This window comes from Acinetobacter sp. ANC_7553 (assembly GCF_056779895.1).
Map to the genome: position 1 here is coordinate 33,413 of NZ_JBWYIV010000015.1, position 12,991 is coordinate 46,403.

Here is a 12,991-nt window from a genome sequence, read left to right on the forward strand (position 1 = left end):
AGCATTCATTTATTTCAAAAGTTATCCGTATCTTCTTGCCAATTGAACAACCTAAAATATCTAACAATCAATGATCCGAATCATTGCTGATCATCATTCCTAAGCAAGTAAAATCTGTCGTTGTCAAAAAACTCCATTTTTTTATCAATAAATACCATTTCGATTTTTTTGTTGGACAAGGTGCTGAATGTTTATAAAAACATGCAATTTTTTTGTTATTTTCAGTTTATTCAATGAATAAAAATGACGATAAAACCTGCGAACGTGATTTTTATTCACTGTATTTTCAGGCAAAATGTAAACATTCAATACATTTGGAACACTCGTGGCTGAACAACAAAATTCTTTGAGTCAGGTGGCTCAAGGTACGACTCAACTTCTACAAGATGCAAGTGAGAAAACGGCTCAAACCGTCATTGCACATACTGCGAAATACAATGATGCATATACCACCATTGATAAAATCATGGATGGCTTTTGGGAACGAATCCCTTATATCTGTATTGCTTTGATTGTATTTACCTTATTTTGGTTGTTGTCTAAGCTGTTCAAATTATTTGTCAGAAAAGCACTTTCAGAGCGTTCATATACCAAACAAAATTTAGTGCTCGTCCTCAACCGCGTCGGTAGCTCTTTTATTATTTTCTTTGGCTTCTTAATTGCGATGGTTATTGCAATTCCAGGGTTTACACCTGGACAGCTGATGAGTGCACTGGGGATCGGATCTGTCGCAATTGGTTTTGCATTTAAAGATATTTTTCAAAACCTGCTCTCTGGTATCTTAATTCTACTCGGTGAACCCTTCAAAATTGGCGACGATATCATTGTGAATGGTTTAGAAGGGACCGTTGAAGATATTCAAATTCGTGCAACCTACTTACGTTCACCTGATGGTCGTCGTATCGTCATTCCCAATGCAACGGTCTATACCAATGCAGTGACCGTCAATACAGCTTATCCACGTCGTCGTTGTGAATTCGTGGTCGGTATTGGTTACGAAGATGATGTTCAAAAAGCGAAAGATATTATTTTGAGTATTTTAGACCGCGATCAACAAATCCTCAGTCAACCTGGATTTAGCGTGAATGTCTCTGCCTTAGCTGATTTCTCAATCAACCTCACTGTACGTTGGTGGGTGAATACGGGTGAAACTGCGACATCTACATCTATCAGTTTAGTTCAAGAAAAAGTGATTCAAGCTTTTGCTGAACATGAAATTTCGATTCCATATCCAGTTCAAGAGGTTAAAGTCTATCGCGGAGATTCTTCACAAGAAGATGGGTCACCACGTGCTAAACAGACGACCTAACACATAAGGAATCACCGTTTCAGTACGGATAATTCGGTTGCCTAAGCTGACAGCTTGGCAGCCGTTTTTTATGAGTAAATCAATCTCATAAGGAATATAACCACCTTCAGGCCCAATCAATATCGTACACGGGTGCTCAATCGCATGAGGCATACTTTGGGTTGCATAAGGATGTGCTACATAAGCTGGTCGTTCAACGGAAATCATTTGAGGAAGAACATCTTCCACAAAAGGTTTAAAGCGTTTATATATTTCGATTTCAGGTGGACATGTATCACCCGCTTGCTCTAAGCCCAGTTGAACATAGTGATCAATTTGCTGTAAAAATGGTGTTTGCCAATAGCTTTTATCGACCCGATAGCTGTGCAGCAAAATGATTTTTTCTACGCCTAGAGTTACAGCATCTTGAATCAATCGTCTCAATACTTTCGGTCTAGGCATAGCAACGATTAACGTTACAGGTAGTTTCTTCGGCACAGGCTCTTCATAAAGTGGCTGAATTAAGATTTTCCTTTCAGAAATTTCTATGACCTCAGCTGTATATCGACCAGCACCTCTAATACCAACCTTTAAAGTATCTCCAATTTTAATATCAAGTTGATGCTTCAGATGCTCAATTTGGCGTGCTGATTGAATCGTCCAGAGGTCATCCTGTGCTGATGCAGGATCAAGCAATACAATATTCATATATTTAAAAACTAAAGGTATTGATTCAGGACATGAATATGTTTTTGCAACGACCCTGTATTCCGTTGCATGATCTGTTGAGCCTGATTTTGTACTGCTAAAATCGTTTCATCCTGAGATAAGCACTGAATAAGATGATTCACCACCTCTTCCGTAGTTTGACCGATTAGAATCCCTTTTTCTTCCACAAATTCATCGACAATGGTTTGAAAGTTAAAGTAGTTCGGTCCAATCACAGTCGGGACATTGAGTGATATTGGCTCTAAGATATTATGTCCACCGCCAGGTTCATTTAATGATCCACCCACAAAACTTGCTTGGCTCAATGCATACCAAATCCACATTTCACCCATACTATCAGCAAGATAAACTTGTGTATCAGCCTCAATGATTTCACCTAAACTACGTCGATGCATTTTTAACTCATGACTTTGAATGGCTTGTGCAACTTCATCAAAACGTTCTGGATGACGTGGTACAATAATCAGCAAGACGGCAGGATGATCATGTACATAATCTTTAAACTTAGATAACAGATTTTTCTCTTCAGGATGATGTGTGCTTGCAATCGTAATAATTTGGCGTGCTTGCAAATCCCAATCTTGATGAATTTGTTGCGCTTTCAATAGCATTTCTTCGGGCGCATGAATATCAAACTTAATACTACCCACTGTTTGACTATGCGCTGTAGCAGCACCTAAAGCCCTAAATCGATTGAGTGAAGCTTCATCTTGAGCCAAAAGTTGAGTCAGACCGCTGAGCATAGGCTGAGTAATACTTGGTACTTTGGCGTATCCTTTTGCTGACTTTTTAGATAAACGTGCGTTCACCAAAAAAGTGGGTATTTTACTAATTTTCGCCTGATCAATTAAATTGGGCCATAGTTCTGTTTCAACCAAAACCAACATTTTAGGTTGATATTTTTTAAAAAAAGCACTGACTAATTTTTTTTGATCTGCAGGTAAATATACTGCTTGAAAAAGATCTACATATGGTGCTTTTGCAAATAAGGATTTAGCTCGTGCCTGACCTGTTTTGGTGGTATTCGTAACCAACACAGCATACCCAAGCTTTAAATAATGTTCTATCAGAGGTTGTGCAGCATTGGTTTCTCCAACTGAAACCACATGAAACCATATCGCATTAAGATTTTTTGGAGATTGAAACGGACCGAAGCGCTCTAAGCACTCTTGATGAAATTGCTCAATATTGTCTGCTCGCTTTTTTATACGCCATTTATAAATTGGCTTTAATAAAGCCAATGCTGCATTATACCAAAATGGAGTTGTCAAAACGTAAGACCTCGAGCTTTCTTAAAAAAATAGGGCATGACCACGAAGTTGAGATCATACCCTGCGAATTTTTTCGGTTCAAATACTTATCTTAAATTTCAATTTCCTTGTAAAAAAGGATAATCGATATAGCCTTCAGCCACATTCGTCCCGATCATATTTTCTAACTTTAATTCATTCAAAGGAGCATTCTGTACCAAACGCTCATATAAATCAGGATTGGCGATATAATCTTTACCAAAAGACACTGCATCAGCTTGACCTGAAGTGAGAAGTTGTAAAGCATCCTCTCGACTTAAACGCATATTGGCAATAAAAGGAATACCTTGTCCACGCGCTTTTAATTCTTGACTAATACTGTCTTCTGCCAAATATTCACGTGTAAAGAAAAATGCAATGTGTCTTTGACCGAGTTGTTCTAACACATAACCAAAAGTTTCACGTGGATCATCATCACCCATATCGTGTTCATCACCACGAGGAGCTAAATGTACACCTACTCGACCAGCACCCCAAACTTCAATTAGCTCATCCACGACTTCTAACAAGAAACGCGCACGATTTTCCACCGAGCCGCCATATTCATCTTCACGCTGATTGGTTTTCGATTGCAAGAATTGATCAATTAAATAACCATTCGCCGCATGCAATTCCACACCATCAAATCCTGCCTCTTTAGCACGAATTGCTGCTTGTTTATATTGCGCTGTAATCGCGTGAATTTCAGAAATTTCTAATGGACGTGGCAAGACATAAGGACGTTTCGGACGCAACAAACTGACATGTCCGGCTTGTTGAACAGCACTCGCCGAAACGGGTATATCACCCTTCAGTAAATCTGGATGTGACACACGTCCAACATGCCAAAGCTGAGCGACAATTAAGCCATCTTTGTCATGAACAGCTTGGGTTACTTTCTTCCACCCTTCCACTTGAGCATCAGTGAATAATCCTGGCGTATTTAAATAGCCATTCGCCTCCTCAGAAATTACGGTCGCTTCTGAGATAATTAATCCACTACTTGCACGTTGCGCATAATACTCAGCCATCATTTCTGTTGGTACACGATCATCTGTCGCACGACTACGCGTTAAAGGTGCCATAACCACGCGATTTTTGAGCTTTAATTCACCAAAGACTACTGGGCTACTAAAATCAGTCATTCATTTATCCTCTTCACTCATTATCGTTAGAGTGATTGTTGAAGGTGTTCTGCAAAACTTTTTATCAGTGCTTCATTACGAGAAAAATAAGACCATTGACCATGCTTAGTAACATGAACCAAACCTGCTTGTTGTAAAACAGATAAATGATTAGACATGGTTGACTGAGATACATCTGCAATTTTTTCAATCTGTCCTGCACATACGCCACGACTAAAATCTTGCACGCACTCATCTTGTGGAATAAAGCGCTCTGGATCTTTTAAACATTGTAAAATTTGGCGGCGTATCGGGTTCGATAAGGCTTTAAAAATTGCTTCAGTATCCATCTCATTTCACTCAAGTTAATGATCTGCACTGTGCTGAACTCATTATATCGATTTTTATAGATATTAATATCGAATTATTACGATATTTAACAAATCGAGTTTATGAATGACTGTGCCGAATAATTCTGATTCTAACATTGAACTGATTTAATCTAGCAAGCTTCGTGCTAGAACAAAAAAAAGCAGGGCTTTTGCCCTGCTTTTTTTTAAAAATGATTAAAGCCCTTGTTTCAAACTAGCTTCAATAAATTTATCAAGATCACCATCTAACACGGCACCCGTGTTTGAGTTTTCAACGCCAGTACGTAAGTCCTTAATACGTGAATCATCCAACACATAAGATCGAATTTGGCTCCCCCACCCAATATCCGATTTAGAATCTTCTAGTGCTTGAGCTGCTTCATTACGCTTATTCATTTCCAATTCGTACAATTTAGCACGAAGCTGTTTCCAAGCATGATCACGGTTAGCGTGTTGTGAACGCTGGTTCTGACAAGCCACCACAATTCCAGTTGGTGCATGGGTTAAACGCACGGCAGAATCTGTTTTGTTAATGTGCTGACCACCTGCACCTGAAGCGCGGTATGTATCCGTACGGACATCTGCTGGATTGATCTCAATTTCAATGTTGTCATCAATTTCTGGAGACACAAAAACCGCTGAGAATGAAGTGTGACGACGGTTGCCTGAGTCAAAAGGTGATTTACGAACTAAGCGATGTACACCTGATTCAGTACGTAACCAACCATAAGCATATTCGCCTTCTACACGAATTGTTGCCGATTTAATCCCAGCCACATCACCGTCAGATTCTTCCATTAACTCAGCTTTAAAGCCATGACGCTCAATCCAACGTAAGTACATACGTAATAGCATAGATGCCCAATCTTGAGCTTCAGTACCACCTGACCCCGCTTGAATTTCGACATAGCAAGGATTTGGATCCATTGGATTACTAAACATACGTCTGAATTCAAGTTTAGCCAGTTCAGCCTCAGCTGAATCAAGTTCTGCTTGAACATCTGCAAGCATTTCTTCTTCATCCGCTTCTACAGCAAGATCAAGCATCGCTTGTGCATCATCAAGTTGTGTTGCTAAACCATCTAAAACATTTAAAACGTTTTCGAGCTCACCTTTTTCTTTCGCCATCGCTTGGGCACGATTTTGATCATTCCAAATTGCTGGATCTTCAAGTTCGCGGAGAACCTCCTCTAAACGCTCTTTCTTTAGATCGTAGTCAAAGATACCCCCGTAGTGTTTGACCACGTTCGCTCAAGTCTTTTAGCTGGAGAAGATAAGGATTAATTTCCACGGTGTAGATCCTAAATATGTCTATATCAAAATTGCCAATATTTTAACACAGCCAAGTAAAACTTGAGAGTTTGCTTTTTTATTCAATATTCTCTTGACCATTGTTTAGTTATTATTAACAATACATTTAATTATTAAAAAATACTTACTTTATTTTTACAACAATAAGCAGAGACTTATGAAAATGAACAAAACCTATTTGGCTTTGGCCATCCTCCCTTTGACAACTTCAGCCATGGCCTACCAAGCTCAAATTGATGCTGGATATACCTATTTTGACCATGATAGTCTCAAGGTTGATTATCACGGTGTATTTGAAACAGAAGGTACTTATTATTTCAAAGCAGTTGATACTGAAAATAAACCACTTAATGAGGCTGCATTTCTTGGCCACCATAATCGCGTTTCAGCGAAATATAGTTTTCAGCATATTAAAGACGATAAATTGTATATAAATGAAACAGTTGCGCAAAGCAAACAAGAGCTGCACGGCTATTCAATAGGGGGAGAATATTATATTGATCAACTGTACTTCACAGGTGAGGTCGGTCGTCAACATTATAAAGTGGAGTCACGCTCAAGCTCACTAAACGGTTCATCTCATGCTAAGCAGCGTTTCGATCTAACCACCTATAGAGCTCTCGTTGGTTATACTCCTATTCAAAATTTACTGATAGCAGCAGGTATTAATGCTTATAAAGGTGAAGGCTTTGATGAAAATGCTTTTGCTTTAAAAGCCAAATATGTCACCCCATTAGACCAAAATGGTCAATATCTCAATTTAGAATTGGATGGTAGCTTTGGACATGATATTGATTCGATTACATTTGGTGGGGATTATTATTTAACTCAACGCTTAAGCCTAGGTAGTGCTTATACGCGAGATACGAATAGCACTAGTAAAATTCATAAAGACGAATACCAATTACGTGGCAAATACTTTATCAATAATAACCTCTCTCTTGGGAGTATTTTAAGATTCAGTGATGATGAAGATAAGTTTAATATAAACGGAACATATCGATTCTAATTCCATTCAACATGGGGAAGTAGCAGTGCCAAAACTGCTACTTTCGTTCAAATTGCATACAATTCATATTGAAAAGCAACATAAAATGACTAAAACACCTTATCTTTCACATGAATTAACATGATTTTTTATTTTTTAAAATCAATAATTTAAAGTTTTATTTTTACATAAAAATTACACAAGATACATTACTGTTACTTTTGCTTGATTGATCCTTCATGATTTTCCCCTACACTGAACTTGTAACAAAAAATGTATTAACAACTAACTCTATTGAGGGGAAGTATCCATGAAAAAATTAGCAATCGCGTCTGCGCTTCTTTCTGCTTTAGCTGTAACTGGAACTGCAAATGCATATCAAGCTGAAGTAGGTGCTTCTGCAGGTCTTATCGATCCTGATAATGGTAGTACAAGTGGTTCATTTGGTGTTGATGGTACTTATTATTTCCAACCAGTTCAAACACGTAATGCTCCACTAGCTGAAGCTGCATTCCTTGATCGTGCAAGTAATGTAAATGCGAAATACCAATACAGCGAAGTTGGTGATGATGAAAGACATCAATACGGCGTAGGTGTTGAATACTTCGTACCTAATTCTGATTTTTATGTAAGCGGTAATGTTGGTCGTGATGATCGTAAATTTGATATTGGACCTGATTTTGATGAGACAGTTTATGGTGCTGAAGTAGGTTATTTGCCTGCACCTGGCTTATTAATTGCAGCAGGTCTTAAGGGTTACGATAACGACTATGATGATGGTGTTGACCCAACATTACGTGCTAAATATGTAACTACATTGTCTAACGGTAAAGATATCAACTTAGAAGCTGGCGCTGCATTTGGTGACCTTGATGAATATAATCTAGCTGCTGATTACTTCATCGATAAAACTTTAAGTGTTGGTGTAGATTACTATAGTAAAGATACTGGTCCTGCAGATACAAACGAGTTTGGTGTAAGCGCACGTAAATTCTTCACACCTCAAGTCAGCTTAGAAGGTCGTGTAGGTTTTGGTGAACTTGCGAATAATGATTACAACAAATTCGGTTTAGCTGCTAAATATCGCTTCTAATATCTTGATTAAGATTTAATGTTTCTTAAAAGCCCATCTTAATGATGGGCTTTTTTTGTGCAAAAACCTGATGGAATGTCATTTTATGTACATTGACTCATCCCCTTTTGTTCTTACAATAGAAACTAGCTGTCACAAAACAGTCATATTTCTATAACAAAGAGAGTCAATATATGTTTAAAAAAATTACACTTGCGACTGCACTTATTGCAAGCTTAGGAACTGCACATGCGTATCAAGCTGAAGTTGGGGCTACAGCCAAATTGATCGATCCTGATAATGGTAGCAATTCTGCAGGTTTTGCGCTTGATGGCACATATTATTTTAATCCTGTTCAAATCAAGAACTCTCCATTAAACGAAGCTGCATTTTTAAATCGTTCAAGCAACGTGAATGCACAAGTGTCTTATGACGACTTTGATGTAAACGAATATTGGAATTATGGTGTTGGAGTTGAATATTTTGTTCCAAACACTGATTTCTATCTAAATGCCAATATTTCTCAGGAAACTGAAAAAGCTCCGAATACTCCCGACTTTGATATAACTTTCTATAAAGTTGAAGCTGGTTATTTCTTAGCACCATCTTTATTGGTCGCAGCTGGTTTACGTGGTTGGGATCATGATTATGATGATGGCATTGACCCTACTATTCGAGCAAAATATGTCACTCAAATTGGCGCAAACGATGTGAATTTAGAGGCTGGTGCTGCATTTGGTGATTTAGACAAGTTCTCTTTAAGAGGCGATTATTACATTGATAAAACACTCAGCGTGGGTGTCGACTATTTCAATCAAGATTTCAACGGCGGATCTTTTGATGAATTTGGTGTAAATGCTAAAAAATTCTTCAATCAGCAAGTAAGTGTCGAAGGTCGAATTGGTTTTGCAGATGACGGTAATACCTTTGCTATACGTGGTGCATACCGCTTCTGATCTTTGAGTGCTAAAAACCGCTCTGATGAGCGGTTTTTTTATTGATGCATATGTACAATGCGCATTTGTAAACTGGTATTGCCATTAAAGGTATTTTTATCCAGCTCATAGACCAAGCGAATTTCATTGAGCATCGGATCAAACTGATATTTATCTGCTGCGTTAAAGGCGATTGCCTCTACCACTTGACCATTTTCTAAAGCTACACGCAGTTTCAAGTGCACATCCTTCAGCCAGCGATAATCCAAAATTTTAAATACTCCCTCGAATACAGGCGCAGGAAACTTTTGCCCCCAAGGACTTAAATTTTGTAATACGTCCACCGTTTCAATTTGGAAAGCTGAAGCTGGCAACTCCCCATCCGTCCATAAGGTTGCAGTAAACAGACTTTCATCTTGACTGGCAATCAACTGCTCAAATACCTGCTTAAACTCAGCAAAATGTTCTTTTTGAATGGTTAGACCTGCAGCTGCAGCATGCCCACCAAAGTGACTGACAATATGTGGATATTGCTCAGCCACACGCTCAATCGCATCCCGAATATGAATTCCCTCAATTGAACGCGCTGAACCTTTGATATGAATGCCATCTTCATCACGGGCAAAAACGATACTCGGACGATGGAACTGCTCTTTTAAGCGTCCTGCCACAATTCCAATCACGCCTTGATGCCAATGTGGCTCAAACATAATTAACGCTGCAGGTATTGCATCCTTATCTAGCTGAATTTGATCTAATGCAGTCAATGCTTCTTGTTTAATCTTACCTTCTACCTGACGACGTTCCACATTGAGTTGATTCAGCTGTTCCGCTAAAGGATATGCTGTAGCCAAGTCGGATGCCAAGAGACATTCGATGCCAATGTCCATGGTTTCCATACGCCCTGCCGCATTAATTCGCGGTCCAATCACAAAACCTAAGTCTTGCGCTTTCAGTCCTGCAGGATCACGTTTGGCAATATCTAATAAGGCTGAAATCCCAGGGCGACATAATCCTTGTTTAATCCGCTTTAGACCACTGTCGATTAAGATTCGGTTGTTATAGTCCAAACTGGCAACATCGGCATAGGTCCCAAGCGCAACCAAATCCAAATAGCTGATCATTTGTGCAAAAGACTTGCCCATTTTTTTACGATGACTAGATAAATTCGCCAACACATAAAAGGCAACTCCTACTCCTGCCAAAGCTTTACTTGGAAACTCACAACCGAGTTGATTCGGATTCACCACTGCCTCAGCCATAGGCGTTGGCTTGGTTGTGAGATGGTGATCAGTAATAATCACTTGCATGCCATGATCTTGGGCTTGCTTAACTCCATCATGACTTGAAATACCATTGTCAACCGTAATCAACAAATCAGGCGTAAAGTTGGCAAACGCAAGATCTGCTATAGCAGGTGTCAAACCATAGCCATACTTAAAGCGATCAGGGACTAAATAATCAACATCTGCCCCCATGTCACGTAGTGCAAGCATCATCAGTGCTGTACTGGTCGCACCGTCAGCATCATAGTCACCGACAATCACAATTTTTTTGTGTTGATCAATGGCTTGGTCGATCAACTGAATTGCAGCATCTAACCCCTTCATAGTTGGCGCTAATAAGTATTTTAATTTCAGTTCTAGTTCTTGTTCAGATTCAACGCCTCTACGTGCCAAAATTTCGGCAATAAATGAAGGCACGCCCTGAAAATTTTCAGGGCGTGTTAAAAATGGACGTTGCTTGATTTCAAATTTTGGCATTTATGGCATCAATCGTTGTAATTTCCACGCACCGTCGATTTTTTCATAACACAAACGGTCGTGCAAACGGTTTGGGCGACCTTGCCAGAACTCATAATAATCTGGCTCTATACGGTAACCACCCCAGAAGCCAGGCTTATCTAAAGTTTGTTGATCTGCCACACGCTCATGCAAATCATTAAAGCGTTGCTGTAGCTCGTCACGGCTCGCAATCACACCACTTTGTGGGGTACTAATATGCGCTGCAATTTGACTATCACGCGGACGCTTATGGTAATAATCAGCGGATTCTTGTTCCGAAATTTTTACCACTCGACCTGAAATGCGAATTTGGCGTTCTTGTTCTGCCCAATAAAACAGAATTTGCGCATAAGGATTGGCTACTAAGTCGAGTCCTTTTTGGCTGTCATAATTGGAATAGAACGCATAACCATTTTCATCTGCACCTCGAAGTAATACGGTACGTACGTGCGGTCGACCATCGGCATTTGCCGTAGCCAATGACATGGCATACGGTTCGTGAAGCTGAGCTTCTAACGCATGGTTAAACCACAATAGAAACTGTTCATGTGGATCAGCATTCACTTGATCCTCATGTAATTCGCCTTTTTGATAATTTAGGCGCAGTTCACTGAGATCTTTAATCAAATCACTCATGAGTCAATCCCCGATTAAGCTGCTGCATTAGCACGTACAGCATCTGCCAAAGCATGTGCCAGTGCAGTCACTTCTTGAAGATTATCACCTTCAACCATCACACGAATTACAGGTTCAGTCCCTGACTTACGAATCAGTAATCGACCACGACCTTTAAGTTGCGCTTCGGCTTTGGCAAATTCTGCAGCCAATGCAGGTACTGAGTATGGATCAAACATTGCATCTAAACGGACATTTACAAGCACGTTTGGCAGTAATTTAAAGTCAGCAACCAACTCATGCAATGCTTTCTTCTGTTCAACCATGACAGTTAAGACTTGTAGGGCTGCAATAATCGCATCACCTGTGGTGCTCTTGTCTAGAGTTAAAATGTGACCTGAAGGTTCACCACCAATAACCCAACCGTTTTCCTCTAAACCTTGCAATACATAACGGTCACCAACTTTGGCACGTAGCAGTGGAACTTCTGCTTTTTCAAGTGCTAATTCAAGTGCCATATTGCTCATGAGCGTACCGACAATACCGGCTGGTTTATTGGCACTTTGTGTCGCCAAGATATATAGAATATGATCGCCATCAATCAGCTTTCCATTCTGATCCACTAGAATGACACGATCTGCATCGCCATCAAATGCAATACCCAAATCTGCTTGATGCTCAACAACAGCAGCTTGCAAACTCTCAGGATGAGTTGAGCCACAGCCTTGGTTAATATTCAAACCATTCGGTTCATTATGAATCGCAATCACTTTGGCACCGAGCTCACGGAATACCGCAGGACCCACGTTATATGCTGCTCCATTGGCACAGTCGACGACAATCTTTAAATTGTTTAAATCATAATGGTATGGGAACGTTGATTTACAAAATTCAATATAACGACCTGGAGCATCATCAACACGCACACTTTTTCCTAGACTCGCAATATCATCAATGACAATATCTTTCTCGAGTTCAGCATTAATCTCATCTTGAAACTCGTCTGGTAATTTTTTTCCTTCTGAAGAAAAAAACTTAATGCCATTATCATGATAAGGGTTATGTGAAGCTGAGATGACAATCCCTAAACTGGCATGCAAAGCACGAGTTAAATGAGCAATGGCAGGCGTAGGTAATGGACCCAATAAATGCACATAAACACCAGCTGCGTTTAAACCCGATTGTAAAGCCGCTTCTAAAATATAACCTGATAAACGAGGATCTTTGCCCATCACCACAATCGGTTTATTTCTTTTTGTTCTACGCTTAAGTACTTTACCCGCAGCAAACCCTAATTTGAGTGCAAACTCAGGTGTGATTGGAAATACACCGAATTTCCCACGAATACCATCAGTACCAAAATAACTCATTCATTCTCTCACTTCTTAGCGGGTGATTAACATCATCCTTTTTCAATGCGCACCACTTTACACCAAAATAAAAAAACCGTCATTTACATGACGGTTTTTTTTAAAAATTGTTTTA

The 12,991-nt window shown here is 39.5% G+C and carries 12 protein-coding genes; 4 read left to right on the forward strand and 8 right to left on the reverse strand.

The window, feature by feature from the left end:
* Positions 1 to 325 precede the first annotated feature (325 nt).
* Positions 326 to 1,309 (forward strand): mechanosensitive ion channel family protein, encoded by a 984-nt coding sequence (locus AC1M9I_RS12210; RefSeq protein WP_481611112.1) that lies wholly within the window; start codon positions 326 to 328, stop codon positions 1,307 to 1,309.
* On the opposite strand, the gene AC1M9I_RS12215 is transcribed toward AC1M9I_RS12210, so the two are convergent.
* The 5 genes from AC1M9I_RS12215 to prfB form a co-directional block, all read right to left on the reverse strand.
* Positions 1,283 to 1,996, reverse strand: coding sequence for a 16S rRNA (uracil(1498)-N(3))-methyltransferase (locus tag AC1M9I_RS12215; protein WP_035265798.1), 714 nt, complete (start codon positions 1,994 to 1,996; stop codon positions 1,283 to 1,285). The two genes, AC1M9I_RS12210 and AC1M9I_RS12215, sit on opposite strands and share 27 nt — an antisense overlap.
* An 11-nt stretch (positions 1,997 to 2,007) precedes the next feature.
* A complete protein-coding gene (locus AC1M9I_RS12220; protein ID WP_035265800.1) occupies positions 2,008 to 3,288 on the reverse strand; it encodes a 3-deoxy-D-manno-octulosonic acid transferase in 1,281 nt (426 codons plus the stop codon).
* Positions 3,289 to 3,386: 98 nt separating this feature from the next.
* A complete protein-coding gene (locus AC1M9I_RS12225) occupies positions 3,387 to 4,451 on the reverse strand; it encodes an alkene reductase (RefSeq protein ID WP_035265802.1) in 1,065 nt (354 codons plus the stop codon).
* A 26-nt stretch (positions 4,452 to 4,477) separates the two neighbouring features.
* Complete coding sequence (locus AC1M9I_RS12230) at positions 4,478 to 4,780, reverse strand: ArsR/SmtB family transcription factor (protein WP_035265803.1); 303 nt, start codon at positions 4,778 to 4,780, stop codon at positions 4,478 to 4,480.
* Positions 4,781 to 4,996: 216 nt separating this feature from the next.
* Positions 4,997 to 6,092 (reverse strand): peptide chain release factor 2 gene (prfB, locus tag AC1M9I_RS12235; RefSeq protein WP_143047395.1). Its coding sequence is split into 2 segments (ribosomal slippage): positions 4,997 to 6,019 and positions 6,021 to 6,092, totalling 1,095 coding nucleotides; the frame shifts between segments, so codons are not numbered across the junction.
* A 177-nt stretch (positions 6,093 to 6,269) separates the two neighbouring features.
* Here prfB and AC1M9I_RS12240 point away from each other — a divergent pair.
* The 3 genes from AC1M9I_RS12240 (at position 6,270) to AC1M9I_RS12250 (ending at position 9,128) form a co-directional block, all read left to right on the forward strand.
* On the forward strand, positions 6,270 to 7,121 hold the full coding sequence (locus AC1M9I_RS12240; RefSeq protein WP_051586529.1) for a putative porin: 852 nt from the start codon (positions 6,270 to 6,272) through the stop codon (positions 7,119 to 7,121).
* A 289-nt stretch (positions 7,122 to 7,410) separates the two neighbouring features.
* A complete protein-coding gene (locus AC1M9I_RS12245) occupies positions 7,411 to 8,193 on the forward strand; it encodes a putative porin (protein ID WP_035265806.1) in 783 nt (260 codons plus the stop codon).
* 173 nt (positions 8,194 to 8,366) lie between these two features.
* The gene (locus AC1M9I_RS12250; protein WP_481611113.1) at positions 8,367 to 9,128 is read left to right on the forward strand and encodes a putative porin; all 762 of its coding nucleotides are present in this window, start codon (positions 8,367 to 8,369) and stop codon (positions 9,126 to 9,128) included.
* A gap of 38 nt (positions 9,129 to 9,166) precedes the next feature.
* Here the strand turns inward: AC1M9I_RS12250 and recJ are convergent, their stop codons facing one another.
* From recJ to glmM, 3 genes are read right to left on the reverse strand one after another with little or no spacing between them, the layout of a single operon-like run.
* Positions 9,167 to 10,870, reverse strand: coding sequence for a single-stranded-DNA-specific exonuclease RecJ (gene recJ / locus AC1M9I_RS12255; RefSeq protein WP_481611114.1), 1,704 nt, complete (start codon positions 10,868 to 10,870; stop codon positions 9,167 to 9,169).
* A complete protein-coding gene (gene pdxH, locus AC1M9I_RS12260) occupies positions 10,871 to 11,527 on the reverse strand; it encodes a pyridoxamine 5'-phosphate oxidase (protein ID WP_481611115.1) in 657 nt (218 codons plus the stop codon). It abuts the gene before it with no gap.
* Between the two features lie 14 nt (positions 11,528 to 11,541).
* Positions 11,542 to 12,876 carry a phosphoglucosamine mutase gene (gene glmM, locus AC1M9I_RS12265; RefSeq protein WP_035265813.1) on the reverse strand — a complete coding sequence of 445 codons (1,335 nt, stop codon included), beginning with the start codon at positions 12,874 to 12,876 and terminating at the stop codon, positions 11,542 to 11,544.
* Positions 12,877 to 12,991: the final 115 nt, after the last annotated feature.

Excerpts from the sequence above, each read along its gene's own strand:
- AC1M9I_RS12215 (WP_035265798.1), bottom strand. The coding sequence starts at position 1,996 with ATGAATATTGTATTGCTTGATCCTGCATCAGCACAGGATGACCTCTGG.
- AC1M9I_RS12225 (WP_035265802.1), bottom strand. The coding sequence starts at position 4,451 with ATGACTGATTTTAGTAGCCCAGTAGTCTTTGGTGAATTAAAGCTCAAA.
- AC1M9I_RS12230 (WP_035265803.1), bottom strand. The coding sequence starts at position 4,780 with ATGGATACTGAAGCAATTTTTAAAGCCTTATCGAACCCGATACGCCGC.
- AC1M9I_RS12240 (WP_051586529.1), top strand. The coding sequence starts at position 6,270 with ATGAAAATGAACAAAACCTATTTGGCTTTGGCCATCCTCCCTTTGACA.
- AC1M9I_RS12245 (WP_035265806.1), top strand. The coding sequence starts at position 7,411 with ATGAAAAAATTAGCAATCGCGTCTGCGCTTCTTTCTGCTTTAGCTGTA.
- AC1M9I_RS12250 (WP_481611113.1), top strand. The coding sequence starts at position 8,367 with ATGTTTAAAAAAATTACACTTGCGACTGCACTTATTGCAAGCTTAGGA.
- recJ (WP_481611114.1), bottom strand. The coding sequence starts at position 10,870 with ATGCCAAAATTTGAAATCAAGCAACGTCCATTTTTAACACGCCCTGAA.
- pdxH (WP_481611115.1), bottom strand. The coding sequence starts at position 11,527 with ATGAGTGATTTGATTAAAGATCTCAGTGAACTGCGCCTAAATTATCAA.
- glmM (WP_035265813.1), bottom strand. The coding sequence starts at position 12,876 with ATGAGTTATTTTGGTACTGATGGTATTCGTGGGAAATTCGGTGTATTT.